We start from the raw sequence: 25490 nt of genomic DNA on the forward strand, positions 1-25490 counted from the left end.
CATCACCCCGACCGGAAAAGCCGGGTTAGTCTGCCGGAATGGAGACCGTCGAGCGGCCGCCCGCCTTCGGCGTGGGGTGATGAACGGCTTCGCGGGGGACGTGCGGGTCCTCTTCCTCGTCGCGGCGGTCTGCGCGGCTGCGGGACGTCACCGGATACACCGTCGCCCGCCAGGTCGCCGACCTGGAAGCGATCCGGCGTACGCTCGGCGCCGACCGGATCATCCTGGTCGGCCGGTCCTGGGGCGGATCACTCGCCGCCCAGTACCTGGCCGCCCATGGCGAGCACGTCGCCAGAGCGGTCTTCACCTCGCCGGGCGCGCTGTGGGGCCGTCAATACCCCGGCTCCAGGGCCGGGGAACCCTGGAACCGCCTCTCCCCCGCCCAGAAGGCCCGGCTCGACCGGCTGAACAGCGCACCCCGCATCATCGCGGCGAGCCTGCTCCTCCAGATCAACCCCGGCGCCGCGCACGCGCTGGTCGGCGACCGCGAGGTCGACCACTGGATGCACGAAGTCGCCCTCCAGGGAAAGGACAGCACCTCGTGCGAGGACGCTCCGCCCACCACGGCGCACGACAACCCGCAGGGCTTCTACAGCAACCAGATGACCGTCAGGGACTTCGAGCAGCTCCCCGACCCCCGGCCCCGTCTGCGCACCCTGCGCATCCCCTCTCTGATCATGCGAGGGGAGTGCGACTTCATCAGGCCCGCCGTGACCGCCGAGTACCGACACACCCTCGCAGGCTCCGAGTCGGTGACCGTCAAGGGAGCCGGCCACTCCATCTCAGGAGACCAGCCCGGCCGCTACACCGCGCTGCTGCGGGCCTTCCTCCTGGACGAACCGCTGCCGAAGGGCACCGGCTGAGTCCGGAACGGGCGCTCGGGCCGATCGTCCCCGCGCTCACACGGAACCCGAGACCGTCATCCAGCGCCACTGGGTGAACTGCTCCAGGTTGGCGGTGCCGCCGATGCGGGAGCCGTTGCCCGACGCTCCCATCCCACCGAAGGGGGCGTTCGCGGCGTCCTTGGCGGAGACGTCGTTGAGGTGCACCATGCCGGTGCGCAACTGCTCGGCGATGACCGCGGCCCTCGACGTCGAACCGGAGTGCACCGCCGCCGTCAGGCCGTATTCGGTGTCGTTGGCGATCTCGACGGCCTCGTCGTCGGTACGGAACGCGACGACGGGGGCGACCGGCCCGAAGATCTCCTCGGTGAAGGCGGGCATGGTCCGCTCGACGCGGTCCAGAACGGTGGGCGGGTAGAACAGCCCGTCGCGGCGTCCGCCCGCCAGCACCCGTGCACCGGCGGCCACGCTCTCGTCCACGATGCGTTCGACCCTCGCGGCCTGGCGCTCGCTGATCACGGGACCGAGGGCCACGCCCTCTTCGCGCGGGTCGCCGACCCTCAGCTCACCGGCCTGCCTGATCAGCGCCTGCGTGTAGGGCTCCACGAGGTCGGCGTGCACCAGATGACGTCCGGCGGCGACGCAGGCCTGCCCCTGATAGCCGAAGGAGCTCATCGCCCCGGCTGCCGCGGCGGAGCCGATGTCGGCGTCGTCGAGCACGACGATCGAGTTCTTGCCGCCCAGTTCCAGCGCCACCCGCTTGAGCCCTTCGCCCGCGAGGCGGGCGACCGCCCGTCCCGCCTCGGTGGAGCCGGTGAAGACGACCATGGCGACATGGGGATCGGACACGACCGCCTCACCGGTGCCGGGGCCTCCGGGCAGGACGTGGAGCAGTCCCTCGGGCAGTCCGGCCTCCTCGAACAGCCGCGCCACGACGACACCGCCGGTCACCGGTGTGTGGGGATCGGGCTTGAGCAGAACGGCGTTGCCCAGCACGAGTGCGGGCGCCAGAGCCCGCATGGCGAACAGCAGGGGAGCGTTCCAGGGATTGATGACGCCGACCACCCCCAGGGGGACCCGCCATGCGTAACTGGTCAGGGCGGGTGCCGACGGGCTCAGGATCTCGCCGAGGGGCAGCGACGCGAGGCCGGCGGCCTGCGCGAGCTGGCTGAGTCCGGCCGCGATCTCGTAGTCGCCCTTCGCCGGGACGCCTCCGGACTCCCTGACGATCCACTCGCGGATCGCTCCGCGGTTGTCGCGCAGGGCCCGGGCGGCGCGGAGCAGGACCTCGGCGCGCTCCTGGGGCGCCGTCGCGGCCCAGGCCCGCTGGGCTCGGGCGGCCCGGGTCCCGGCCCGGACGACATCCGCGGGCGCTGCCACACCCACCTCGGCCAGCCGCTCCCCCGTGGCGGGTTCGTTCACCGGCTGAACACCGCCCTCGGACCGCCGCCAACCGCCGCTGTAGATCTTCCCGGTCCATTCGGCCGCGTCCGGCCACGTCTCCTCGTCGGTGACGCTCATGGCACGACCCTCCAGCCCGACACATTGGTTTATCTTTTACATTTATGCCCATATCGATGGTATATGTCCGGCCATCTCTCCTAGGTTGCTCGCGGCCGGGCCGGGACGCACGGTGGAAAGACCGAAGCGAGGGCGGATGAACGCGATGACGGGTTCTGACACCGCCGGCGACGACCGGGCGGCGTGGCGGCCGGACGACCCCATCGACGAGTCGGCCACGGCCGGAGCCTGCGTGGACGCGAACGGCATCGTGACCAGGTGGAGCGAGGGAGCACGGCGGCTGCTCGGATACCGGTCCACGGAGGTAGTCGGCCGGCCCGCGGCATCACTGCTCACAGGCGAGCCGCCCGCCGAGACGCTTCGTTCCCTGAAAACGCTGCCGCGGTGGAACGGGACGGCGACTCTCCTGCACCGGGACGGCCACCACCTCGCGGTGAACCTGCTGGCCCACCGCCGGGAGCCCGGCGGCGAGGACGAAGGCGAGGACCAAGGAGGCGGCGAGTGGCTCCTGGTCGCCCCCCTGGCCCGGTCGGCGTCGCCGCTCCACGACGACACGCTGGTGATGTGGGCGTTCACCCGGTCCCCGCTCACGACGGCGCTCTACGACACCGGCCTGCGGCTGCGGCGGGCGAACGCGGACATGGAGCGGGTGATCGGTCTGCCCGAGGCGGCGATGCAGGGGCTGCGCGTGTCGGAGATCGTGGTCGACCCGGAGAGCGACCGGACGGAACAGTGCATGCGGCGGGCGCTGGAGACCGGCGAACAGCAGCATCTGCAGCAGTCCCTGCACCTGGCGGGCCATGAGAGCGCGAGCGTCTGGACGACGTTGCTCACCCCCGTGCGGGACGCCGAGGGAACGATACGGGGAGTGCTCCTCTCCGCGTACGACGTGACCGAGGAGCACCTGGCCCGAGGGCGCCTGGCCCTGCTCAACGAGGCCAGCATCCGCATCGGCAGCACCCTGGACCTCGCCCGGACCGCGCAGGAACTCGCCGACGTGGCCATCCCTCAACTCGCCGACTTCGTCACCGTCGACCTGCTTCCCGCCATCGAGGGCGGCGACGACCCGCGCGCCGGCTCGCCGCCCAGCCCCGTCATGCTGCGCCGTGTCGCCTACCAGTCCGTCCTGGAGGGCTGCCCCGAGGTCGTGGTGGTACGCGGAACGGTGGCCGCGTACCCGGACGATTCGACCGCGGCCAGATGCCTGACCACCGGCCGGCCGCTGATCGAGAACGTGACGGCTTCCGCGATGGACCGGGTGGCGAGCCAGACCCCGGACCGGGCCGAGCGGATGCGGCACTACGGCTTCCACTCCGTGCTGGCGGTGCCGATGCGCGCCCGCGGCATCACCCTCGGCGTGGCCACGTTCTCCCGCCACCGGCACCCGGAACCCTTCGAGCAGGACGACCTGCTCCTGGGCGAGGAGATCACCGCCAGAGCCGCCGTCTGCATCGACAACGCCCGCCGCTACAGCCGCGAGCGCCGCACCTCCCTCACCCTTCAGAGCAGTCTCCTGCCGCAGCGGCTGCCCCCGCAGGCCGCCGTCGACATCGCCTCCCGCTACCTCCCCGCCAGCACGCAAGCCGGCGTCGGCGGCGACTGGTTCGACGTGATCCCGCTGTCCGGCGCCCGGGTCGCACTCGTCGTCGGCGACGTCGTCGGCCACGGCATCCAGGCCTCGGCCGCCATGGGACGACTGCGTACCGCCGTGCGCACCCTCGCCGATGTCGACCTTCCGCCCGACGAGCTGCTGACCCACCTGGACGACATGGTCATCCACCTGTCCGCCGAGGCCGAAAGCGCGGCCGACGTCGTCGGCGACATCGGCGCGACCTGCCTGTACGCCGTCTACGACCCGGTCTCCCGGCGCTGCGCCATGGCTCGCGCGGGCCACCCCGTACCCGCGCTGGCGACCCCGGACGGCGCCGTCGTGTTCCCCGACATACCCGCGGGCCCGCCGCTGGGGCTGGGCGGCCTGCCCTTCGAGGTCACCGAGATCGAGCTGCCCGAAGGAAGCATCCTCGCGCTGTACACCGACGGCCTCATCGAGGCCCGCGGCCGCGACCTCGACGAAGGTCTCGACGCACTGCGCAAGGTGCTGGCCCGGCCGGCTCCGTCCCTGGAGAGCACCTGCGACACCGTGCTCCAGACGCTTCTCCCGGACCACCCGGCCGATGACGTGGCGCTGTTGATGGCCCGCACCCGCGCCCTGGACGCGGCCCATGTCGCCACCTGGGACGTGCCGCCCGATCCCTCGGCGGTCGCCGAGACCCGTAAGAACGCCACCCGGCAGCTGGCCGCCTGGGGCCTGGACGAGGCCGCCTTCGTCACCGAACTGGTGGTCAGCGAACTCGTCACCAACGCCATCCGTTACGGCGGCGCCCCCATCCAGCTCCGCCTCATCCGCGACCGCAACCTCATCTGCGAAGTCTCCGACGGCAGCAACACCACCCCCCATCTGCGCCGCGCGCGCACCTTCGACGAAGGCGGCCGCGGCCTGCTCCTCGTCGCTCAGCTCACCCAGGGCTGGGGCACTCGCCAGACGTACAGCGGCAAGACGATCTGGGCCGAACAGACCCTCTCCCCGCCTTCTCCACCGTCGACGGAGACGGACTGATCCCGTGAGGATCCTGGCGCCCCCTGCGGCACCGGCGTCGACGGCAAAGCGGATTCCCTTGCCGACGCGCCGATGCTCCACCCCGGGGCGGAGCATCGTCCCTGACGTCCACCGGCTCGTCCGATCAGTCGGCGGGAGGTTGCCCCGACCACCGGGGACGGGACATCGGCCCTGCGGACCACCGCGAAGGCATCACTCCGGGCCGCCCTCGTGCGTCAGTCCGTTTCGATGCTGTCCAGCACGTTCAGCCTCGCGGCCCGTCGGGCCAGCCACAGCGCCGCCAGCAGACCCACCAGAGCCGCACCGACGACGTAGGCGGCGAGTTGCGCGTAAGGGAAGACGGTCGTGAGTCCGGTCATCGCACTGCTCAGCAGCCGGACGCCGGCCAAGGCCAGGAAGCTGCCGATGGCGATGCCCAGGGCCGCGCCGAAGGACGCGATCAGGACCGACTCCAGGCGGACCATCCGCCGCACCGCACTGCGGGACAGTCCGACCGCTCCGAGCATGCCTATCTCGCGCTTCCGCTCCAGTACGGCCATGGCAAGGGTGTTGACGACGCCCAGGGCCGCGATGATCACGGACAGGGCGAGCAGTGCGTACATGGCGTCCAGCAGCAGGCTGATCTGCGAACTGAAGTGGTCCCGCATCTGCTGCTTCGTACGGACGTTGATGAGCGGGTTGTCGCCGGTGGAATCCTTGAGCGCCTGTTGCAGTGACGCTCTGGCCCCGGTGACCCCTTTGACCAGGACCGTGCTGTAGAACGGCGCGGTGGTGTGCGGGCTCAGCACCGACCGGCTCATCAGCACGGATCCGAGTACCTCGCTGTTCCGGTAGACCCCGCCGACCGTCAACCGGCCGCTGCTGCCGTCCGGATAGGTCACCGGGACCGTACTGCCGACGGCCCAGCCGTCGTTGACCACGTGGTCCTGGTCGACCAGGATCTCGCCCCGCCGCAGGGCCGCGGTGGAGCCGCTGACCATGTTCGGGACGATCAACCGGTCGAAGCTCTTCGCGTCGACGCCGGTGACGGGAAGGTCCTTGCCGCCCGAACGGAAGCGCTGGTCGTCCCGGCCATGCCGTCGGCCTGCCGGTGTGGCGGTGGGAGTTCAGCCGACCTCGTTGCGGACGGAGGTGTCGAGGTCGGTGGCGGTCAGGCCGAAGGTCTCGGCGGTCTCCGTCGCGTCCATGTGGAACGGCGCGTACCACTGGTAGTCCATCTCGGCCATCTCGCGGGCGATCGGCACGATCAGCCCGGCCGTACGCGTCACGGAGCGCGGTATCTGGATGAGTTTGATCGGTGGCCGGCCTGCCGCGACGGCGTAGCGCCGCGCCAGCTCGCGAATGGTGACGGCCGGCGCGGACGGCACGTGCCAGGGTCGGCCCCACGCGCGTTCTTCCGAGGCCAGCGTGATGAGGGCCTGTGCCATGTCGCCGTTGAAGGTGAAGGTGTGCGGCATGTCCAGGTGGCCGGTGATCCAGGCCGCTTTCCCCTTCTGCAGGGCCGACTTGATGAGCAGGGAGTAGATGCCGTTGGCGTCCTTGCCGATGTAGTCGGAGCCGCGGACCTCGACGGTGCGGATCCCCCCGGCGAGGGCTTGTTCCCACATGCGTCTGCGCAGGCGGCCCTTGTGCCCGGTGGCGGCCATGGGGGTGTGTTCGTTCATCCGGCCGCCGGGCTGCGGACCGTAGGCGTAGAGGCTGCCGGTCAGCGCGAGGACGGCGTCGTTCGCCTTGGCGGCGGTGATGGCCGCCGTCTGCAGGGGCGGCAACAGGCGCTCCCACATCGTGTATGAGGGTGGATTGGCGCAGTGGTAGATCACTTCCGCGCCGCGGGACAGCTCGGTCAGGCGGGACGGGTCGGACGCGTCCGCGGCGACCCGGTCGACCAGCGGGTGCTCGGGGCCGGTGCCGCTGCGGGTGACGATCCGGACGCTCTCGCCGCGCTCGGCGAGCAGACGAGCGACGTTGGTACCGATGGAACCGGCACCGATGATGACGTGCTTGGCCATGACGGTTTCTCCTTCTCCGGGGTATCGGTCAGTCGTCCACGCCGGAGCCGGTATAGGTGGGTACGTCGGCGAGCATGCCGGCGATCTGCGGGTTGAGCTCGTTGCGGCGCCGGTGCAGTTCCTGGATCTTGGCGTTCAGGTCGGGGTCGTCGTCGTCACTGACGTCGAAGATCTCCAGCCGTTCGACCAGGTGCAGCCCGAGGTGGTCGGTCTGGTAGGTGGTCGGGTGCGTCAGGTAGGCGAAGAGCCCGTCGAGATGTTCGACGACGAACACCGCGCCGTACGTGTAGTCGCCGCCGTGGTCGCGGCCGACGACGAAGGACTTGATGGCGGGGTTCGACCGGCCCTGATTGCGCCAGCTCTCCAGCACCCCTTCGATCTGCTCAGGCGTCGCAGTGGCCTTCATCGTGACTCTGTTGATGTGGTAAATCATGACTTACTACCCGTTCCTAACGTCGTTATAATTCCTAACGGCGTTAACTATGACGCGCGTCGCCGGCGCGGTCAAGACGGTGACTAGTGTTCGAGGACACCATCGAAGCGAAGTGACGGACCATGCCGACCAGCACGAGACGGGCCCGCGAACGGGCGAACACCCGGGAGCGGATCATCGAGGCCGCGCTGCACGTCCTCGAGACCGAGGGCATCGCGGCCCTGACGATCCGGCGCATCGCCACCGATGTCGAATATTCCGCGCCCGTCGTCTACCAGCACTTCGCCAACAAGGACGCGCTCGTACTGGAGCTGGTCGCGCACGGTCACCGCCTGATGCTGAGCGAGTTCCGCCAAGCCGCGCAGGAGCCCGATACGGACCGGCGCATGACGCGCATTGCGTCGCAGTACGTCCGGTTCGCCGGCGAGCACCCCCACCTCTTCCAGATCATGAACGACCCGATGGTCGACGCGGACGAACGCCGGCGCGTCGCAGAACCGGTCATCGACGTCCTCAAGGAGATGCTCACCTCCTGGTCGGCTGCACACGACGTGGTCCTGGCCGATTTCGACCAGGCTTGTGAGATCCTCTGGGGCACGCTGTACGGCATCGCGTCGCTCAGTTACCTCGGCAGCGTCGGCAACGATCGCGCCCGCTGCCTCGCCGAACAGGCGCTTCGCACGATCCTCCTCGGTTGGCGAACCGAGACGCCGGCCAACGGTCGCCCGGCGAGCAGCTAAGGGCTCTGACCACTGTGGTTCGCCGGGTTTAGAGGGAGGACCGGAGTGTTCGTCGAGATCGTCTTCGTGTTCCTGCCTCCGGAGATCAGGCTCGTGCGTCTCGCTGCTGAACTTCCTTGAGGACCCCGGCCACGGTCGCGAAGTCATGGTCCACGTGGAGGACAGTGTGCCCATGGTGGACAGCTGTCGCACACACCAACAGGTCGATCGCTCCCGCCGCCCGATGCTGGCCCCTCTGGGTCAGTTTGTACTGGGCGGTGTCGACCCACCGCCAGGCGTTCTTCGGAACCGGAGAGAGCAGACAGAGCGCGTCCAGCTCCTCGGCCAGTTCATCTCGGTGAGACGGACTGGTCGCCGAGTAGAGGAATTCGGCACGTGTCGGCTCGCAGATGTGGAACACCCCGGCGGCGATGTGTCCCTCCCAGGGGCGCAGCGCACCTGGGGTACGGAACAGATGCCACAGAGCCGAGGTGTCCACCAGATACGTGATCACTCGAAGGCCTCGCGCCGCGCACGCTTCTCGGCTTCACGCGCCGCTGCGGCCTGCTCGAACTCGCCGCGCTCACCTCGCGCGGCCAGCTTCTCCGCGGCCTCAAGCCTCTTGATCCGCGCCACGTAGTCCCGAAGCGCCGCGTTGACGGTCTCCTTCTTCGTCGTGGCACCCATGAGCCGCATGGCCTCGGCCAGCGCCTCGTCGTCGAGATCAATCTGAGTGACGGACACCGGGGACACCTCCAGCATACGTAATGTATGCATCCAAGATACATCGCCAACATTGCAGACGACGACCGATCACAAAAGACCGCTCATCAGCAGGGCCTGCTGCACCCCGACACAAATCACCCCATGGAGCCCATGATCGGATTGACCGTAATCGGCGTCCCGAATCTGTCCTGCCGATCATGAAAACACGCATGTAGACGCTCTACGAGCGTCCCTCAACTCGCCGCCCAGCCCGCATAGTCGCCGCTCGGATCGATTCTCCTCGCGTAGCGAGTGGTGGGGCGGGTGGGACTCGAACCCACGGCTGACGGATTATGAGTCCTTTTCGGATCTTCCGATCCGTCCCCGCTCTTGCCTCGATCTTCCTATAGCAGCAGGTCAGAGGCGCTTTGCCGTTCTCTCTCCGCGTCGGCCTTCCTGATCTTTCCGGGTCCTTCCGTCCCCTGCGGGTCCCCTGGCGGTCCTGGGAGCCTCCCCGTGGGGGGAGCCTGGGACACGCGGTGAGACGGCTACGGCGCCGTAGCCGCCCCGCTCACTGGCCGAGATCGGTCAGCAGGTCGTCGAGTACCGTCTCCTCCTCGATGCGCACGCCGAGTTCCGTGAGGGCAGCGGGCAGGTCCGGATCCCACGCGGCGGTGGTCGGCGTGCCGGTCAGGGGCGGGGCCAGGAGGGTGGCCGCGACGGCGGCACGGTAGTCGGCGGCCGTGTAGCGCCAGGGGTGCCAGGGGATGCGGCGCAGCAGGGCGGAGGCGATGCGCAGTCCGCCCCAGTCGAAGTCGCCGTGATAGCGCAGCGTGGTTCCCTGGGCGTGCAGGTGCCGCAGCAGGGTGAGGGCGGCGGCCGAGGGCTGACCCTGGAGGCAGACCAGCGGCGGGCAGGCGGTGCCCAGGGTGTCAGCCGCGACGGCCAGGACGGCCGGGTTCTCGCAGACGCGGACGACAGCAGGTGCCGTGCGCGGCGGCTGCCGGGTGAGCTGCCGTAGCGTCAGGACCGCCGGTTCGCCCTCGCCGGCCGCCCAGTCGAGGGCGGGGGAGCCGTGCAGGCCCAGGGTCAGGACCGTGGCGGACAGGGCGTCCTTGAGGAGTCCGGCAGAGGCCCAGGCCTCACGGCGCCATTCGGCTCCGCTGCCCTCTGGGAAGCCGGTCAGGGCGCGGGCACCGGACAGGACGAGGGTGGCGAGCGGGGTGCCGTCGTCGAGGGCGTGGGCGTCGTTGAGGGTGGCGGCGGCGAAAACGGACAGGGAGACGGCCGGGTCTGCGGGCAGCCGGCGCAGGGCCTCGGTCGTGCCGCCCAGAAGGCTCTTCGCCGCCTGCGGGGTACGGGCGAGCCGGCGTACGAGGCCGTCCGCGCGCAGCCGCTCGGCCCAGCCGGCCAGTTGGGGCCTGTGAGTGTGGATGAGCTCGTCGAGCGGGGCGTACGCGTCCCGCCAGGCCTGCTCCTCCCGCTCGCGAACGTCGGCGACCCGGGCGACGGGTCCGGTGAGGGCGGTGACGGCGGAGCCCAGGCCGCCGGGGCTGACGCCGGAGCGGCGCAGGACGGCGTCCACCGTGTCGAGGCGCACGCTGAGCGAGCGTCCGGCGCCGGGGGCACGGCCCAGCAGCCGTTCTGCGGCGGCGCGCTGCGCGGGGGTGGGGTCGGCCAGGGTGACCGGGCCGGTCAGGGGCTCCTCCCGTGCCATGCGACGGCATACGCGGTCGACCAGCCAGGCGAGGTCCGGGCCACCGAGCAGCCGGGCCAGGCGGTCGCGGTCGACGGGCGCCGGGGGCCGCCCGTCGTTCACGGCCACAGGGCGTCCTCGCCCTCAGCGGTGGAGGCGACGGCCTGCGCGGGCAGGGACACGAGCCCATGGCCCGGCTCCGTACCCCGCACCCGTTCGGCTCCGTCCCATTCCCATCGGGTCACCAGGACCGCCGGGATCTCCTCGACGCGGGAGAGCTGGGCGATGGCGATGCCGGGAACCTGCGGGTAGCAGGCCCATTCGCGTTCGCTGGTCATCACCACGTCCAGGTCGAAGGCGTGCAGCAGGCCAAGGCACTTGGCGCGGGAGTCGTCGTCGACCCCGGCGAACGCCTCGTCCAGGGTGACCAGGCGCGGGGCGTGCGGGGCGGCCGTGGCGTAGTGCGAGGAGGCCGCCGCGAACAGCGGCACGCTCACGGCCAGGACCCGTTCGCCACCGGAGGCGGGCCCGGTGGCCGGGACCCACTTGCCGTGCTGGTGGCGTTCGATGCCGAACTCGTGCCAGGCGCGGTAGTCGAGGGCCGCGGTGAGGACCTCCAGCCAGCTGCCCGCGGTGTCGTCGGCCTGCCTGCGGGCGATCTCGGCCTGCAGGAACTCGCCGACCGCGGCCCGGTCCTCGGGCGTCCAGGCGTCGGCGGACTGGCGCAGCCGCTCGCGGGCCTGGGCGAGGCCGGCCGGAGCCTTGCGCGAAGGGCGCCAGACCAGGCGCAGCCTCATGCCGGTGGAGGTGGGCCGTTCCTCAAGTTCGGCGTTCATGGCCCGCACCTGGCGCTCGGCGGCGCCGATCAGCTCCTGCAGCGTGCCGGCGACCTCGGTGAGGAGGTGGGTTTCGAGGATCTCGCGTTCGTGCGCGGACAGGATGCGGGTCAGCTCGGCGACCTCCGCGGCGAGGGCCTCGGCGAGCTCGGGGACGGCCCGCTGACGGCCCTGGTAGACGATCTCGACGACCATGCCCTCCTCGGCCATCCGCGCGGAGGCGCTGTGGCCGCCGCGGGAGAGGGCGTCCTGGAGCTTCTTGTACTCCTCGCTGAGCCGCTTCTGCACCCGCTCCCAGGCCCCCTCGGAATCATCGGTTCCGGACAGTTCGGCCTCGATGGAGCGGGCGAGGGCGACGGCGGGGGTGGCGGCCCATGGCCCGGCGTAGAGCGGGGGTACGGCTGCCTCGGGCAGGGCGACGGCGAGCAGCCCGGTGGCTGCGAACCGCTGGAGCGCCGCGATGGCCTCGGCGCGGGCCAAGGTAGCGTCACGGACGTCCACCTCCAGGCGTTCGATGTGCCCCTGGGCGAGATGGGCGCGCCGGTCGGCGGCCGTGTGGTCCTCGCGGGCCCGCCGCTGGTCGCCCTCGCAGGCGACCAGCGCGTCGGCGGTCTCGGCGAGGCGCCGCTGAAGTTCCGCGACGGCGGCGCCGACGGTGGAACGCAGGGTGGTGTGGCGTTCGTCTGCTGCGGCGGCGAGACGCGCCGATTCCTCGGCGCGCAGCGACAGTTCGGCCACCCGAGTGCCGGCCCGCTCGGTCTCGGTATGTTCGTCGGCCAGGGCACGCGCCGCGTCGGTGCGCTCGCTCAGGGCGGGCCACAGGGCGGCGAGGACGGCACCGTAGTCGGCCAGAGCCTGGCGGACGGCGGCCAGGCCCGCCCGGTCCGCGGGCAGGTTCACCGCCGCCGCGGTCTCTGCGAGTTCGGTGGCGGCCCCGGCTTCCCGCCGGGACACGGCCGCCAGTTCGGCCGAGCGTTCGTCGCGGCGGGAACGAGCCCGGTGCGCGGCGTCGGCGGCGGCGGCGGCGAGCGCGTGCGCGTGGCGCAGGGCGGCGTCGTCGGGAAGGGCGGCCAGCTCGGTGTCGAGGGTGCCCCGGCGCCGGTCCACGTCGGCGCGCTCGGCGTCGAGCCGGTCCATCTCGCCCGCCAGGGCGCCGAGTTCGTCACGCAGGGCGGCGATCCGGGCCCGGCGCGCCTCCTCGCGGGCGCCCTCGCCGACGTACACGGCCGCCGGTTTCGACCAGCCGCCGGTCAGCGCCCCGATGCGGAAGCGGCCGTCGGCCGCCACCCAGGTGTCACCGGATCCGCCGGAGCCGAGACCCACGGCCGCCAGCAGCCGGGAGACGGTCTCCTCACCCACCGACAGGGCTCGGGCGTCGCCGTGGTCGACGGCGGGGCGGAGCACGTCGGCGAGCGTCGGCCCGCTCAGGGGGGCACCCGGCGACAGCAGAACGTCGTGCCCGTCCGCGTGCACGGCGGTGCCGTCCGGGTACACCCAGGCGTCCAACAGACCGGAGGCCTCCAACGCGGCCTCCAGGCGCGCCCGTTCACCGGCCGGCACCTGCTCGCGGAAGTCGACCAGCCGCCACAGCGGCGCCCCCGGCGCCTGGTCGCGGACGCCGGGCGTCCGGGTGTGCGGTGCCGTGGGGCCGCGCTGGCCGCCCGCCTCCAGCTCGGCCAGTTCCCGCTCGGCCTCGGCGGACCGGGCCCGGAGCCCGGCGAGTTCCTGCCCGAGGGCAGCCGTCCGGTCGGCCAGACGCGCCGCCCGTTCGCGGTGGGCCTGAGCCGCGTGTTCCCGTGCGGGATAAGAGCCCTGACAGTGCGTCACCCAGTCCTGGAGGCCGTCCAGCAGCCCGGCCGGATCGGCGACGGCCAGCTCCTGGCAGGCGTCCAGATGCGCGCGGACGCGGGCCACGAGGTCCCGGCCCGCCTCGGCGGCCCGCTCCTCGGCCTCGGCCTGTCGCCCCGCGGTGTGGCCGGCCTCGGTCTCGGCCTCGTCCAGCCGGCGGGCGGCGGCCCGCCGTTCGGCGGCGGCCTCGTCGGCGCGGGCTGCCAGCTCCTCCACGTGCTCGACGGTGCGGCGCCTGCGCGCCACGGACTCCTCGGCCGTACGGCGCAGTTCGCTCTCCGGCACGCCGTCGGTGCGCAGCCCGCCGTCGAGCCGGGCCGCGGCTGCCGCCTCCCGCTCGCGGGTGAGCGTGTCGGCGATCCGCTCCTCGGCCGCGTCGAGGCGTCGCCGGGCCGTCTCCAGGCGGCCGAGCGCCCGGGTGTGCGCCTGGGCCGCCTCGTCCCGGTCGGCCTCGGCGCGGGCCAGCTCCCCGGCGGTGCGGCGGGCATCGGCCGCCGCCTGCTCCAGCTCCCGGGCGCTGCGCATCTCGGGGCCCTCGCGCAGGGCCGCCTCCTGCGCCTTCAGACGGGTGGCGGTCTCCTCCAGCTCGGCGATCCGCTCAGCGGCAGCGGCCCGGTCCCGCTCGGCCTCCTCCCGCTCGGCACGGGCCTGGGCCAGGTCGCGGTGCAGCTGCTCGTAGCGGGCGTGCTCGCTGCGGGGCAGCCGGGCCCGGCGCCTTGTCGCGACGCGGGCGTAGCGGCGGTAGTGGTCCAGGAACGCGGAGGCGGCCCGCTCCGCCTCGGCGGCGGCCCGCAGCTCCTCCTTCTCCTCGTCCAGGGACCGGAACGCCTCGGCCACGTCCGCGACGACCGCCTGGTCCATCGGCGGCAGCGCCTCGGTCAGCGCCCGGGACAGGGCGGTCTCGTTGGGTCGTTTCGACAGCTGGGGCTGGCGCAGCTGGATCAGCAGGTCGACCAGGGCGGCGTAGCGCCGCTCGCCGAGGCCGAACAGCGCCTCGTCGACCGCCCTGCGGTACGCGGTGGCCGTGTCGTACACCATGCCGCGTCCGGCGACCGCGTCCGCGAGCCGGTCCCGGGACAGCGCGGTGCCGGTGGCGTCCAGCAGGCTCAGGTCCTCGCCGACGCGCTGGTCGGTGACGGCGTACCAGTGGCGGGCGACGCCGCGGCCCGCGACCGCCTTCAGCCCGCAGGCGAGCGTGCGGAAATGGGCCTGCCCGATGTCGGCGTCGACGCGGCCGAACTCGATCCAGGTGTAGCCGAGCCGCTCGGGGTGCGGGTGCTCCCCGCCCAGCAGCAGGTTCCACTCCATGCGCTTGTTCGGGTCTGCGTCCGGCTCCACACGGCGCGCGGACAGGTCGCCGTCCAGCAGGAACGGGAGGGTGAGGGCGAGGACCTTGGACTTGCCGGTGCCGTTGTTGCCGCGCAGCAGCAGCCGGCCGTCGCGGAACCAGAACTCCTCGGTGTCGTAGTAGAAGAGGTCGACCAGGCCGATGCGCAGCGGTCGCCAGCGGCCGGGAGCGGGCTGGGGCAGGGCGGTCACGGCTGCGGTGCCTTTCGTCGAGAGGTGCGGGGACTGCGGACTCCCGGTTCCACGACAACGGTCTCGCCGACCGCGTACCGGGCGAGTGCGGGTAGCGGAGCCACGCCCTGGGGCGTGCGGGTGACCAGGGCGAGCGCGGTCAGCTTGGCCAGAGCCTGCTCCACCAGCTCCCCTTCCGCGCCGGGCTGCTTGGCGCTCTTGGACCAGAACCCGCCGTGCTCGACGGCCAGTTCCCGCACCCGGCGCTCAAGTTCCTCGCGGCTCACCTCGCCGCCCGCCGCCGCGAGGTGCTCGGCGAGCAGCAGGGTGACGTGCCCGTGGGTGCCCTGCTCCGGCATCCGTACGTCGGTGAGGTCGTCCTGGGGGTCGACCATGGCGATGCCCTCGGCGCGCACCTCCGCCACCAGGCCGGTCAGTTCGCCGACGCGGGCGGTGAGGAAAGCTCGCTGGCGGGTCAGGTAGGCGAGTTCCTCGTCGCTCAGCTCGTCGTAGTACAGCACCGGGTCGTCCAGGAGGCGGCGGGTGAGCTTCTGGCGGATCGCCCGGAACCGCAGTTCGCCGCTGTCCAGCGCGCTCTCCGCGATGAGCCGGTCCAGCCGCTCCTCGAAGCCGTCGGCCGTGATCGTGGAGGGGCCGTGGCGGGCGGAGAGCAGTCCGGCCAGGACACGGCGCTGGACGTCGTAGAGCACATCGCCCGTCCCGCTGACGTAGGCGTCCTCGTCCCCGGCGACCCGCCGCAGCACGCCGTGGCGCAGCAGCAGCCGTACGACGGCGGCAAGGTCCCCTCGCTCGTCGCGCCGCTCCAGCGTGAACTGCAACCCGGCCGCGGCCAGGTGCGGGTCGGCGGCCTCCAGCACCACCTGTTCGGCGAGACGGCCGAGCGCGATCTGTGCCTCCCCGCGCTCCAGTACGGCGAGCGCCAGGCACAGCAGCACGTAGCGGCGGCGGGTGAACGGCGCACCGGCGCGGGACGCCTCGCGGGCCGGGTGGGTGGCATCGGCGAGGGTGCCAGGCGTCTTGCGCAGCCGGGCGACCTCCGCGTCCACCCGCAGCGACCAGCCGGTGTTGCGCTCGAACCAGTCGCGCAGCTCGCCGGTGTACTGCCTGACCAGGCGGTACGCGTCGGCGTCCGGTCCGTGCGCGAGCAGCAGCGGCTCCTTGAGCAGGGCACGTGCGGCCTTCTGGAACTCGGCGGTGCGCCGGCCGTCCAGCACCTCACCCAGGGGTGTGGTCATCGCGCCTCCCGTGCGGGGACACCCGCGGTCAGGTCGGTGATCTCGACGAGGTGGTCGGGGCCGCGGAACACCCCGCCCGGCGTGCGGACCTCGGCCGTCGTACCGTCGTCGAGCGCGGTGAGCCGGATGTCCATCGTGCCGTCGTTGCTGGTGGTGACGGTCGTCGTCATGCCGGGCCGCCAGGTGGCCAGGGCATCGCCGAGCAGCCGCAGGAACAGGCCGAAGGCCATGGGGTCGAGCTCGCCCAGCGCGGACAGCCGGGTGATGCCGTCCGTCGCGAGCCGGGCGCGGGCCGCGGCGATCTCCTCTGCCTGCTTGGCGGCGATCTCCGCCAGCAGCCGCCGCTGTTCGGAGCGGTCCTGCACCTTGCGGGGCTTTCCGCGCCGCTCGTAGCTGCCGGTGCGACGCAGCTGCGGACTGATCCGCAGCGGCTCGGCCTCGGCCCACGGGGTGGAGGCGGCCACCGGGCGGGCCGCGCGGTCGGCGAGGGTGTCGGCGTCGACGGTGAGATGCCGGGCCGGGTACAGACCGAACGCGGCGCGCCACAGCCGGTGCCGCGCTTCGGCGTCGGGGGCCTCGGCGAACCAGCGGGCCAGGGTGCGGAAGTCCGCCGACCGGTCCGAACGCCCGGCCCGCCGCTCGTTCAACTGCCGTACGACGGCGAGGAGCTGCGGGATGGCGCCGAGGGCGCGGCCGCGCAGCAGCCGGGCCTGGGACTCGCGGCCGTCGGCGGACACGAACCAGGCGGACAGGCCCGCCCACTTCGCCGCCCACCGCGCCCGCGCCCGCGCCTCGGCGCTCTCGGCCTCGTCCGGGGCGGCGTCGGCCGCCTCCCGTGCCGCCGCCAGCCGCAGCAGCACGCCGACCCGGCCCTGCTCCTCCAGTTCGCCGATGAGCCGCGCGATCCGCCCGCCGAGCGTGATCAGGTCCTGGATGAACCGCTCCAGGTACTGGATCAGCCGGTCCTTGTAGGCGAGGAACACCTCGACCTCGACGCCGTGCAGGTCGATGGTGCGCTGCAGCGACCCCATGAAGGCGCGCGCGTTCTCCGCCAGTGCCTCGAACCGGTTCGTCAGCGTGGACAGCGCCAGGTGGGCCTTGGCCGGATCCGGTTCGCCTTCCTCGTGCTCGGCGGCGATCACGAGCAGGGCGCGCAGCTGCGTGACGATGTCGTGCAGCGCCACCGCCTGCAGCGCGCCGCGCCGCCCCAGCGCCTCGTCGTACACGGACAGCGCCTGTTCCGCGGCCTCGCCGGCCCGGGTGAGCTGGTAGATGAAGCGCCTGCGGTAGAAGTCCTCGACCGCGGTGACCCGGGCGGTGTCCGGATCGGCCCGCAGATTGCCCCACCCGACGAGGCTGTCCAGCGCCTTGACCACGGCGTCCGGGGCGGCGGGGCGGTGCTCCGACGGCAGCGCGGCGTGCACGTCCTCGGGCCGCAGATGCACCGCGAACCGCTCCTTGGCCAGCAGGAACACACGCATCACCTGGCGGTAGAGGGCGGCGTTGGGTGCGGTGAGGTGGGCGAACGGGGCGTACGAGGTCTCGGCGGAGGAGTCCGCGGATGCGGCGGCCTCGTCGGGGCGGATGCGGTCCGGTTCCGCAGGTCGTGACGTCATCGTCCTGCATTCTTCCGGATGAGACCTCTCCAGCGGCAATTCCGGCCGGACCCTTGCGCTGGGCTGCCATGCGCAGACGACTCGGAACAAGTAACCCCCGCCCAGGCATACTCGACCAGGTATATTGATATATGAGGCTGTATATATAAGCGGGCGCCGTGAGCCGCACCGTGATCGATCTCGACGACGAGGCCCTGGAAGCTGCCGCCAAGGAGCTCGGCACCACGACCAAGCGCGAGACCATCAACACCGCCCTGCGGGAGGTCACCGCCCGCTACCGGCGACTGCGCTCTCGGAGAGGCCCGCGAACTGGTCGCCGAAGACGCCCTGGACATGGACGTTCTCCTCGACAAGAGCAAGTACCGGTCCACCGGCGAGCCGGACGGTGCCGGCGGCGCGGGAGCGGATGCGTGACCTTCGCCGACTACCTGATCGACACCTCCGCCCTCGCCCGCGTCCTCCTCGGCCAGAGCACGGCCGAGTGGGACGACAGGATCGGCGCGGGACTCGTCGCCCTCTGCGACCTCACCGAACTGGAAGTCCTCTACTCCACCTGGTGCCCCATGCCCGACGGCATCTACCGCCGCGCACGCGTCGTCCAGGAGCTGCTCACCGCCAAGGGCGAGCATCGCAGCGAGGGACCCGTCGACCTGCTGGTCGCCGCCGCCGCGGAAGAGGCGGGGCTGACCCTGCTGCACTACGACCGCGACTTCGAGACGATCGCCCGTGCGACCGGACAGCCCGTACGCATGATCGACGTCAGGGACTGAGAAGCACAGTCCGGCACGCGGTGAGCGGGCATCGGGCCCCCTTTCACAGCCCGTACCGGTCGAGGATGCTCATCAGCTTGCGCCGGCGTTTCAGTTCCGCCCGCAGGCCGGCCAGATAGCCGGTGAACGTCTCCTGCGTCCCCAGCACACGATGGCAGTCACGGGCACCCTGCAGCAGCCGCGCCAGATGCTCGTAGACCCGGTCACCGGTCGGCTCCTTCAGCCGCTCGATCAGCCGCAGGTAGACCGCGAGCGCCTCGGCCGGGTGCGTCTCGCGCGACAGGTCGGCGAGGTGTTCCCACTGCCGGTCGTCGGCGATGCCCTCGGCCTCGCGCCAGGCCGCGTCCGCATCGCCGTCATCGAGCAGCGCGTCGATCAGCACGGGCCCGCCGTACCGGCCGCCGCGCTCACGGCGGGCGTCTTCCCTCAGCGCGGCCAGCGCGGCCACGCGCTCGGTCCCCCAGCACTCTGCGGCCTGAGCGGCAGAGCGCAGCTGCTGGTAGGCGACCAGGGACCGCTCGGTGCGGAACCGGACCCGGCGCACACCGACCACGTCGGCATGCCGCCCCGCCTTCGCGTAACGGGCACACACGTAGTCGACCAGGCGGCCCTCGATGTACGTCTCGGCGGCACAGTCCCGAAGTCCGCGCTCCGCCCATGTGAGCGCCTCGTCAGCGCGGCCCGCGGACTCCAGCTCCTCGGCGATGCGCAGATGGGTGGCACCGGACGGGTCGAGGTCCTGTGCGTACAGGGCGACCAGCGCGTCGATGTCGCCCTCCGCCTTGACCAGACGCTCCATCAGATACCGCGCCGCCCACCCGGACGGCCTGCGCCTGAGTGCCTCGGCCGCCAACTGCCGCACGCGGGCAAGCCCACTCGGCCCCAGCGCCTCGGCATAGTCCAGCGGGTCCAGATCCGTCAGCTCGCCGCCGTCGCCGAGCACCTGGCCGGCCAGCCACTCGGCCAGCCGCTCCGGATCGGTGCGCGCGACTCCGCACGCTTCCACATGGGCCTCGGCCACCGCGGCGGCGGCCTGCCCCACCACACCGTCGGAGTCGTCGATCTCCTCATACGCCTCCCCCAGCACCCGGATCGCCTCCTCGGCCAGACCGACCGCCTGTGCCGCCCGACCGTCGGCGGTCAGGGCGCGCAGCGCGGCCGCCGCCTCTGCCACCTGCTGCGCATACCCGGGGGCAGCGGCGTACTCGACGTACCCGTACCGGGCGAAGGGCCGCGGATCGACCAGCGCCAGGATCCGTTCCCGGACCGTACCGAGGTCGGAGCGAGCTGCGGCGGCCCGCAGCTCCAGGCGCCGGCGCAGCCCGCGGTCCTCGGCGATCTGCTCCCGCACCAGCGTCAGGAGTTCGTCCCGGGACAGCGCAGTCAGCCACGCTTCCAGGCCGGAGGCCCGTGCCTGTGCCGCGGCCCGCTGACGCGGGATCGTCTTGGCCCGCCGCAGCACGGTCAGCCCCACCGCCACACAGTGCTTGCAGAAGTTGCCCTCCTGCCCGTACGGGCAGTCGCACCACCCCGAGAGCCCGTCGTCCCCGGCCAGGGTGAGCTCCACCTCATAGGCATCCGTACCGTGCACCACGGCGGTGGCCGAGCTCTCCCCCACCTCCAGACCGCTCACCGCGTCCAGATACCCCAGCCCCCGCTCGAAGGACCGCACCCCGGCCAGCGCCCGCAGATCGTCCTCGCCGAACCCCACAACTTTCCGTGCCACACCGCATATTCAACCGCGGATGGGGGGCTCGCGGAGGCCCGGCGACTCCTGCCGTCCACTCGTGCGCGGCCGCGTGCGGCGGGGTACCCGAGCCGAAGGACGCGGCCCTGCCGCGGGCGTCCGCGCGGAGCTGGTCGTGACGGCGAGAGAGCCCAGGCAAGAAGTGCACCGCGAAGCCGCACCGCAGTTCCCGAACCTCGTGTCCCCTGAGCGTCCCCTGGGCGCGGTTCCACTCCAGCCCGCCGCCCCGCCAGCCACTACATCACCGCAGGTCACAGCCCCAAGGGCAACTGCAGACCCAGGCGTCTACCCAAGCAATGCCCAACGGGGTCACTCCGTTGGGCCAAAGTCCCGAATCCCGCAGCCCGAAGAGACGTTTCCGCAGGTCAGAAGGGGCGGCTCGTGTCGACGCCCCTTCGCCTTTGTCAGTCTGTTCCTGTCCTTGTGTCCCGACTACGTCCCGACACCGCCTGATTGGACAGGACCCACGGGCTTGGCAGGGCGTCGTACCAGTTCGGCGCGGGGCTCGAACCCTGCCGCAGCGGATTTCCTTTCCAGCGCCCATAGGCTCAGCCCCTGAAACGGGGCGGAGCCTATGGGTCCGTATTCGCAGGCCCAGACGTTGCCCAGTCAGCCATCGGTCGTGCCCCGATCGGCCCATCCAGACAGCCGGGACCCCTTCAGCCTGCCTACGCTTCAGGTGCGGTCGACGCCGGCACCGGTGCCTGTGGCGCAGGTGTCCGGGGTCACAGGACCCGCGAGGGCCGTCGCCTTCACACCGGCGCAGTGAGCTGTCGTCGTGAGAGTGCGGTCAGGCCGCGAAGGAGGCAAGCAGTTCGTTGTACTGCTTGGCGGCTGTGTTCAGGTCTTCGTCGGAGAGGCCGAAGGCGGTGCCGTACAGCTTGACCATCGGCTGGATGTCGAACTGGCAGAGCCGCAGGGTGGCGTGCCAGTTGCTGAGGAGGGTCTCGATGGTGGCCTGGTTCGAGCCTTCGGGGGTGTAGTGGTCTGCGGGGACGCCGGCGGTGACGGCGACGACGGCCTTCTTGCCGGCCAGCTGCGAGGCAGAGCCGTCCATGGTGAAGGCCCAGCCGAGGGTGAAGACTTTGTCCTGCCACTGCTTGAACAGGGGGGTGGTGTTGTACCAGAACACCGGGTGCTGGAAGACGATCACGTCGTGGTCGGCCAGCAGTGCCTGCTCGGCGTCGACGTCGATCTGGAAGTCGGGGTAGGTGGCGTAGAGGTCGTGCACGGTGACATGGGCCAGCTCGCGGACGGCGTCAACCAGAGCCTTGTTGGCCCTCGACTGGGACAGGTCGGGGTGGCCTACGACAAGGAGAACCTTGGGCATGATGAGAGAACCTCTTCAGTGATCAGGGAAATGAATGAGCAGGTGCGGGCTAGCCGGGTGTGACGGGCCAGATTCGACAGGGCGTCAGGTCACCGGTCGATGCTGGCCATGTTTGCCTCGTCGTGGCGTTCGCCTGCGGCCGGTGTGAGGTTGTTGAGGCGGTCGAGCTGAGCGGCGCTGAGTTCGATGCCGTCGGCGGCGGTGTTCTCTTCGACGCGTGCGACCCGGCGGGTTCCGGGGATGGGGGCGATGTCGTCGCCGCGGGTCAGTAGCCACGCGAGCGCGGTCTGGGCGGGGGTGGCGCCGATCTCGGCTCCGATGGCCTGTACTTCGTCGACGATCGCCAGGTTGCGCTGGAAGTTCTCGCCGGTGAAGCGCGGGTTGGTCTTGCGCCAGTCGTCGTCGGCGAAGTCGTCGACGGTGCGGATCTGCCCGGTCAGCAGGCCGTGGCCGAGCGGTGAGTAGGGCACGAATCCGATGCCGAGCTCGCGCAGCAGCGGGAGGATTTCGGCCTCGACGTCGCGGGTCCACAGGGAGTATTCGGTCTGCAGTGCAGTCACCGGATGTACGGCATGTGCCCGGCGGATCGTCTCCGGGCCGGCCTCAGAGAGGCCGATGTGGCGCACCTTGCCTTCGGTGACCAGTTCGGCCAGCGCACCGACGGTCTCCTCGATGGGGGTATTCGGATCGACGCGGTGCTGGTAGTAGAGGTCGATGTGGTCGGTGCCGAGCCGCTTGAGCGAGCCTTCCACCGCGGTCTTCACGTTGGCGGGGCTGCTGTCGATGACGCCGGGGCCGTCGCCGGCGTGGGAGACGAGGCCGAACTTCGTCGCCACGACGACGTCGTCTCGGCGGCCCTTGATGGCCTTGCCGACGATTTCCTCGCTGTGGAAGGGGCCGTAGATCTCGGCGGTGTCGATGTGGGTGACCCCGAGGTCCAGGGACCGGTGGATGGTGCGGATCGACTCGGCGTCGTCGAGCCCTCCGCCCGTGGTGTAGGTGCCGGCCATGGTCATGGCTCCCAGGCCGATGCGGGAGACATCGAGCCCGCCCAGTGATACGTGCTTCATCAGGTACTCCTTGTCGTGACGGCCGTCAGGCCTGCCGGTAGTCGTGAGTAGTGGGGCGCCACCTGTCGGCGGACCGTGCTGGGGTGATCCGCAGGCTGAACCAGCTGCGCCGGGTCAGTGCTCGTGGGCTGCTGGCTCCAGAACGAGGACAGGGATCTCACGGTCCGTGTTCTTCTGATACTCGGCGTAGTCGGGGAACGCTTCGACGGCTCGGGCCCACCACAGGGCCTTCTCATCCCCGGTCACCTCGCGTGCCAGCATGTCCTGGCGCACCGGGCCGTCCTGAAGTTCGACCCGGGGGTCGGCCACCGCGTTGTGGTACCAGAGCGGGTGGGTGGGGGCTCCCGCCATGGAGGCGACCACGGCGTAGGAGCCGTCGTGCTCCACCCGCATGACCGGCGTCTTGCGGATCTTGCCGCTCTTCGCTCCCAGGGTGGTCAGGATGACGACGGGCAGGTCCCGGAGCCTCTCGTCTTCTTCACGTGCGATCAGGACACTCAGCGTCGTTCCCTGCGTACCGCCGGAGCTTTCGTACAGCTCCACCTGGTCCCGTACAAACTGCGCCTTGCTCGGCTCATACTCGCCTTTGAGGGGCATGTTGACTCTCTCCGTGCTGTCGAAACGTGCACCCGGCGCGCTCCTCCGTCCTGGCCGGGGTGCGGGGCGTGGTGCTCAGGCGTGGGCGTCGTCGTAGGCCAGGGCGCCGCCCAGTTCGCGGGATGCCTGGGCCTGGGCGAGGAGCTCCTTCGCCTTGGCTTCGGCGGCCTCGATGGCGTCGGCGCCGGCGACGAAACGCAGCAGCGGCTTCTCCTGCTGGGCGATGGTGAGCAGGGCGCGGGCGAGCTTGGCGGGGTCGCCGGGCTGCTGGCCGTTCATGCTCTTCATGCCCTCGATCCGGGGTGCGGTGCGCGGGGCGTAGTCGTCGATGGACAGCTCGGGCCAGTTGGTGGAGCCGTCCACGAGGAGTTCGGTGCGGAAGTAGCCGGGCTCCACGATCGTGGTGTGGATGTTGTACGGCTCGACGTCGTAGCGCAGGGACTCCATCCAGCCCTCTTCCGCGAACTTCGAGGCGGCGTAGGCGGAGGTGAACTCCATGCCGACCAGTCCTGCGGTCGAGGTGATGGTGATGACGTGGCCGGCGCGCTGCTTGCGCATGATCGGCAGGACGGCGCGGGTGACGTTCATCGGGCCGAAGAGGTTGGTCTCGAACTGCCGGCGCATCTGCGCGGGCGAGATCTCCTCGAAGTAGCCGGTGAAGAGGTTCCCGGCGTTGTTGATCAGGACGTCGATGCGGCCGAAGCGGTCGACGGCGGCCTGCGCGGCGGCCTCGGCGTCCTCCAGGCTGGTGACATCGAGCCTGGTGACCAGCAGGTTGTCCTGCGGCCCGCCCAGGGTCTTCTCGACCTCGTCGGGGCGGCGGCCGGTGGCGACGACCTGGTGACCGGCGGCGAGGGCCTCGCGGGCGATGTCCGTGCCGAGGCCACGTCCGGCACCGGTGACGAGAATGACCTTGCTCATGGGGGGTTTCCTTTCAGGCGCCGTGCTCCGGCACTCGCTGTGTGCGGGGGTGATGACTGCACCGCAGCCGGCGCCGCAGAGGGGGCTGGGGCCGGCGGCACGAGCCGTCTGCCTGGACGGTTCACACCGCCGTGGGCGGCGCACCACCAACAAAACCGGCTGTCACGCGAGGGTGGGAGTCCCTGATGAGGGGGTCACTGACAGGGACCCCCAACCCGGCGGATGCGCTCGTAGAGTGAAGCGCATGGCAGGCAGAAGCGACCCCAACGGCACCAACCGCGACATCCGCGATGATTTCCGTGCGGAGATCCGGGAATTCCTCGGCACGCGACGGGCCAAGGTCACCCCCGAGCAGGCCGGACTGCCCCTGTACGGCGGGGAACGCCGACGGGTCACCGGGCTGCGCCGGGAGGAGGTCGCCCTCCTCGCGGGCATCTCCAGCGAGTACTACACCCGGCTGGAGCGCGGCAACGCCACCGGCGTCTCCGAGAGCGTCATCGAGGGCATCGCGCAAGCACTTCAGCTCGACGAGGCCGAACGCATCCACCTGCTCGACCTTCTGCGCGGCGCCGGCACGACCCGCCCGCCACGCCGCCGACCCGCCCAGCAGCGTGTCCGGCCCACGGTGCAGCGCGTCCTCGACTCAATGACCGGCACACCCGCGTTCATCCTCAGCGGACGCGGGGACATCCTGGCCGCCAACCACCTCGGACGTGCCCTGTTCTCACCCGTCTACGCCGACCCGGTACGGCCGCCGAACAACGCCCGTTTTGTCTTTCTCAGCCCGCACGCGACCGAGTTCTTCCGCCACTGGGACGAAGTCGCAGGCGACACGGTCGCCATGCTGCGCGCCGAGGCCGGCCGCGACCTCTACGACCGGCGGCTGACGGACCTGATCGGGGAGCTGTCCACCCGCAGCGAGGAATTCCGTCGCCGCTGGGCGGCCCACAATGTCCGCATGCACACCACCGGCGTGAAGCTCCTCCACCACCCGGTCGTCGGCGACCTCGACCTGCCCTTCGAAACCTTCCCGCTCCCCGACGGCCCCAGCCAGTTCCTCCTCACCTACACCGCCGAACCCCACTCACCCTCGCAGGACGCCCTGAACCTGCTGGCCAGCTGGGCCGCGACCCACGACGACATCGAGCGGTCCGCGCTGGCCAACGACTCCCAGCCCGCCGACTCGGGCGAAACACCGGACTGAACGACGGGCCACGCGAGGCGACATGCCCGCCCGCGAACACGACAACTGACCACCCGGACGGCAACACCCGAAACGCATCGGGGTGGGCGAGGGCGGCGCTCGGTTCGCATGGACGCGGCCGAGGCCCCTCGGGATCCGGCCAGGCCCAGAGCCCGAGGTGTTCATGCCGGGGCTGCGGCTGTCTCTCCCTGCGGGATGAGCGGGCCGGGCACCGTCGTCCGGATGGACAGGTCCA

The 25490-nt window shown here is 71.4% G+C and carries 19 protein-coding genes and 2 pseudogenes; 6 read left to right on the plus strand and 15 right to left on the minus strand.

What is annotated here, in order from left to right; translation table 11 throughout:
* Window positions 1-107 precede the first annotated feature (107 nt).
* Window positions 108-863, plus strand: a pseudogene (locus tag Sri02f_RS14020) (alpha/beta fold hydrolase); the annotation flags it as partial.
* Window positions 864-899: 36 nt separating this feature from the next.
* Here Sri02f_RS14020 and Sri02f_RS14025 read toward each other — a convergent pair.
* Entirely contained in the window at window positions 900-2363 is a 1464-nt protein-coding gene (locus tag Sri02f_RS14025; protein WP_109001490.1) for a benzaldehyde dehydrogenase, read from the minus strand.
* A 136-nt stretch (window positions 2364-2499) separates the two neighbouring features.
* Here Sri02f_RS14025 and Sri02f_RS14030 point away from each other — a divergent pair, with 136 nt between their 5' ends.
* Complete coding sequence (locus Sri02f_RS14030) at window positions 2500-4980, plus strand: SpoIIE family protein phosphatase (protein WP_109001491.1); 2481 nt, start codon at window positions 2500-2502, stop codon at window positions 4978-4980.
* 215 nt (window positions 4981-5195) lie between these two features.
* Here the strand turns inward: Sri02f_RS14030 and Sri02f_RS14035 are convergent, their stop codons facing one another.
* The 3 genes from Sri02f_RS14035 to Sri02f_RS14045 all read right to left on the minus strand — a co-directional run bounded on the left by Sri02f_RS14035 (window position 5196) and on the right by Sri02f_RS14045 (window position 7422).
* Entirely contained in the window at window positions 5196-5975 is a 780-nt protein-coding gene (locus Sri02f_RS14035) for an ABC transporter permease (protein WP_109001492.1), read from the minus strand.
* A gap of 111 nt (window positions 5976-6086) precedes the next feature.
* Window positions 6087-6989 (minus strand): SDR family oxidoreductase, encoded by a 903-nt coding sequence (locus Sri02f_RS14040; protein ID WP_109001493.1) that lies wholly within the window; start codon window positions 6987-6989, stop codon window positions 6087-6089.
* Window positions 6990-7017: 28 nt separating this feature from the next.
* Complete coding sequence (locus Sri02f_RS14045) at window positions 7018-7422, minus strand: Dabb family protein (protein WP_109001494.1); 405 nt, start codon at window positions 7420-7422, stop codon at window positions 7018-7020.
* Between the two features lie 122 nt (window positions 7423-7544).
* Between Sri02f_RS14045 and Sri02f_RS14050 the strand changes: the two genes are divergently transcribed.
* Complete coding sequence (locus Sri02f_RS14050; protein WP_109001495.1) at window positions 7545-8162, plus strand: TetR/AcrR family transcriptional regulator; 618 nt, start codon at window positions 7545-7547, stop codon at window positions 8160-8162.
* An 85-nt stretch (window positions 8163-8247) separates the two neighbouring features.
* Here Sri02f_RS14050 and Sri02f_RS14055 read toward each other — a convergent pair whose 3' ends face one another.
* The 6 genes from Sri02f_RS14055 to Sri02f_RS14085 all read right to left on the minus strand — a co-directional run bounded on the left by Sri02f_RS14055 (window position 8248) and on the right by Sri02f_RS14085 (window position 17616).
* Window positions 8248-8655 carry a PIN domain nuclease gene (locus Sri02f_RS14055; RefSeq protein WP_109001496.1) on the minus strand — a complete coding sequence of 136 codons (408 nt, stop codon included), beginning with the start codon at window positions 8653-8655 and terminating at the stop codon, window positions 8248-8250.
* The gene (locus Sri02f_RS14060) at window positions 8652-8885 is read right to left on the minus strand and encodes a type II toxin-antitoxin system VapB family antitoxin (RefSeq protein ID WP_109001544.1); all 234 of its coding nucleotides are present in this window, start codon (window positions 8883-8885) and stop codon (window positions 8652-8654) included. The genes Sri02f_RS14055 and Sri02f_RS14060 overlap by 4 nt, the downstream gene beginning before the upstream one ends.
* 532 nt (window positions 8886-9417) lie before the next feature.
* Entirely contained in the window at window positions 9418-10671 is a 1254-nt protein-coding gene (locus tag Sri02f_RS14070; protein ID WP_245970626.1) for a TIGR02679 family protein, read from the minus strand.
* Complete coding sequence (locus Sri02f_RS14075) at window positions 10662-14765, minus strand: TIGR02680 family protein (RefSeq protein WP_109001497.1); 4104 nt, start codon at window positions 14763-14765, stop codon at window positions 10662-10664. The genes Sri02f_RS14070 and Sri02f_RS14075 overlap by 10 nt, the downstream gene beginning before the upstream one ends.
* Window positions 14762-16000 carry a TIGR02678 family protein gene (locus Sri02f_RS14080; protein ID WP_109001498.1) on the minus strand — a complete coding sequence of 413 codons (1239 nt, stop codon included), beginning with the start codon at window positions 15998-16000 and terminating at the stop codon, window positions 14762-14764. The genes Sri02f_RS14075 and Sri02f_RS14080 overlap by 4 nt, the downstream gene beginning before the upstream one ends.
* Entirely contained in the window at window positions 15997-17616 is a 1620-nt protein-coding gene (locus tag Sri02f_RS14085) for a TIGR02677 family protein (protein ID WP_109001499.1), read from the minus strand. The genes Sri02f_RS14080 and Sri02f_RS14085 overlap by 4 nt, the downstream gene beginning before the upstream one ends.
* Before the next feature lie 158 nt (window positions 17617-17774).
* On the opposite strand from Sri02f_RS14085, the pseudogene Sri02f_RS43860 reads away from it, so the two are divergent.
* Window positions 17775-18030 (plus strand): annotated as a pseudogene (locus Sri02f_RS43860) (type II toxin-antitoxin system VapB family antitoxin).
* Window positions 18027-18386: a PIN domain nuclease gene (locus Sri02f_RS14095; protein WP_109001500.1), complete on the plus strand. Its 360-nt coding sequence runs from the start codon at window positions 18027-18029 to the stop codon at window positions 18384-18386. The pseudogene Sri02f_RS43860 and the gene Sri02f_RS14095 overlap by 4 nt, the downstream one beginning before the upstream one ends.
* A gap of 43 nt (window positions 18387-18429) precedes the next feature.
* Here Sri02f_RS14095 and Sri02f_RS14100 read toward each other — a convergent pair whose 3' ends face one another.
* From Sri02f_RS14100 to Sri02f_RS14120, 5 genes are all read right to left on the minus strand, one after another.
* Window positions 18430-20112, minus strand: a complete 1683-nt coding sequence (locus Sri02f_RS14100; protein WP_245970627.1) for an SWIM zinc finger family protein — start codon at window positions 20110-20112, stop codon at window positions 18430-18432.
* Window positions 20113-20923: 811 nt separating this feature from the next.
* Window positions 20924-21463, minus strand: coding sequence for an NAD(P)H-dependent oxidoreductase (locus Sri02f_RS14105; RefSeq protein WP_109001502.1), 540 nt, complete (start codon window positions 21461-21463; stop codon window positions 20924-20926).
* An 89-nt stretch (window positions 21464-21552) separates the two neighbouring features.
* Complete coding sequence (locus Sri02f_RS14110) at window positions 21553-22533, minus strand: aldo/keto reductase (protein ID WP_109001503.1); 981 nt, start codon at window positions 22531-22533, stop codon at window positions 21553-21555.
* 114 nt (window positions 22534-22647) lie between these two features.
* On the minus strand, window positions 22648-23130 hold the full coding sequence (locus tag Sri02f_RS14115) for a nitroreductase family deazaflavin-dependent oxidoreductase (protein WP_109001504.1): 483 nt from the start codon (window positions 23128-23130) through the stop codon (window positions 22648-22650).
* Window positions 23131-23205: 75 nt separating this feature from the next.
* Window positions 23206-24051 (minus strand): SDR family oxidoreductase, encoded by an 846-nt coding sequence (locus Sri02f_RS14120; protein WP_109001505.1) that lies wholly within the window; start codon window positions 24049-24051, stop codon window positions 23206-23208.
* Window positions 24052-24295: 244 nt separating this feature from the next.
* On the opposite strand from Sri02f_RS14120, the gene Sri02f_RS14125 reads away from it, so the two are divergent.
* Window positions 24296-25255 carry a helix-turn-helix domain-containing protein gene (locus tag Sri02f_RS14125; protein ID WP_109001506.1) on the plus strand — a complete coding sequence of 320 codons (960 nt, stop codon included), beginning with the start codon at window positions 24296-24298 and terminating at the stop codon, window positions 25253-25255.
* Window positions 25256-25490: the final 235 nt, after the last annotated feature.

This window comes from Streptomyces rishiriensis (genome assembly GCF_003112535.1).
In the GTDB taxonomy this organism is placed as follows: domain Bacteria; phylum Actinomycetota; class Actinomycetes; order Streptomycetales; family Streptomycetaceae; genus Streptomyces; species Streptomyces rishiriensis.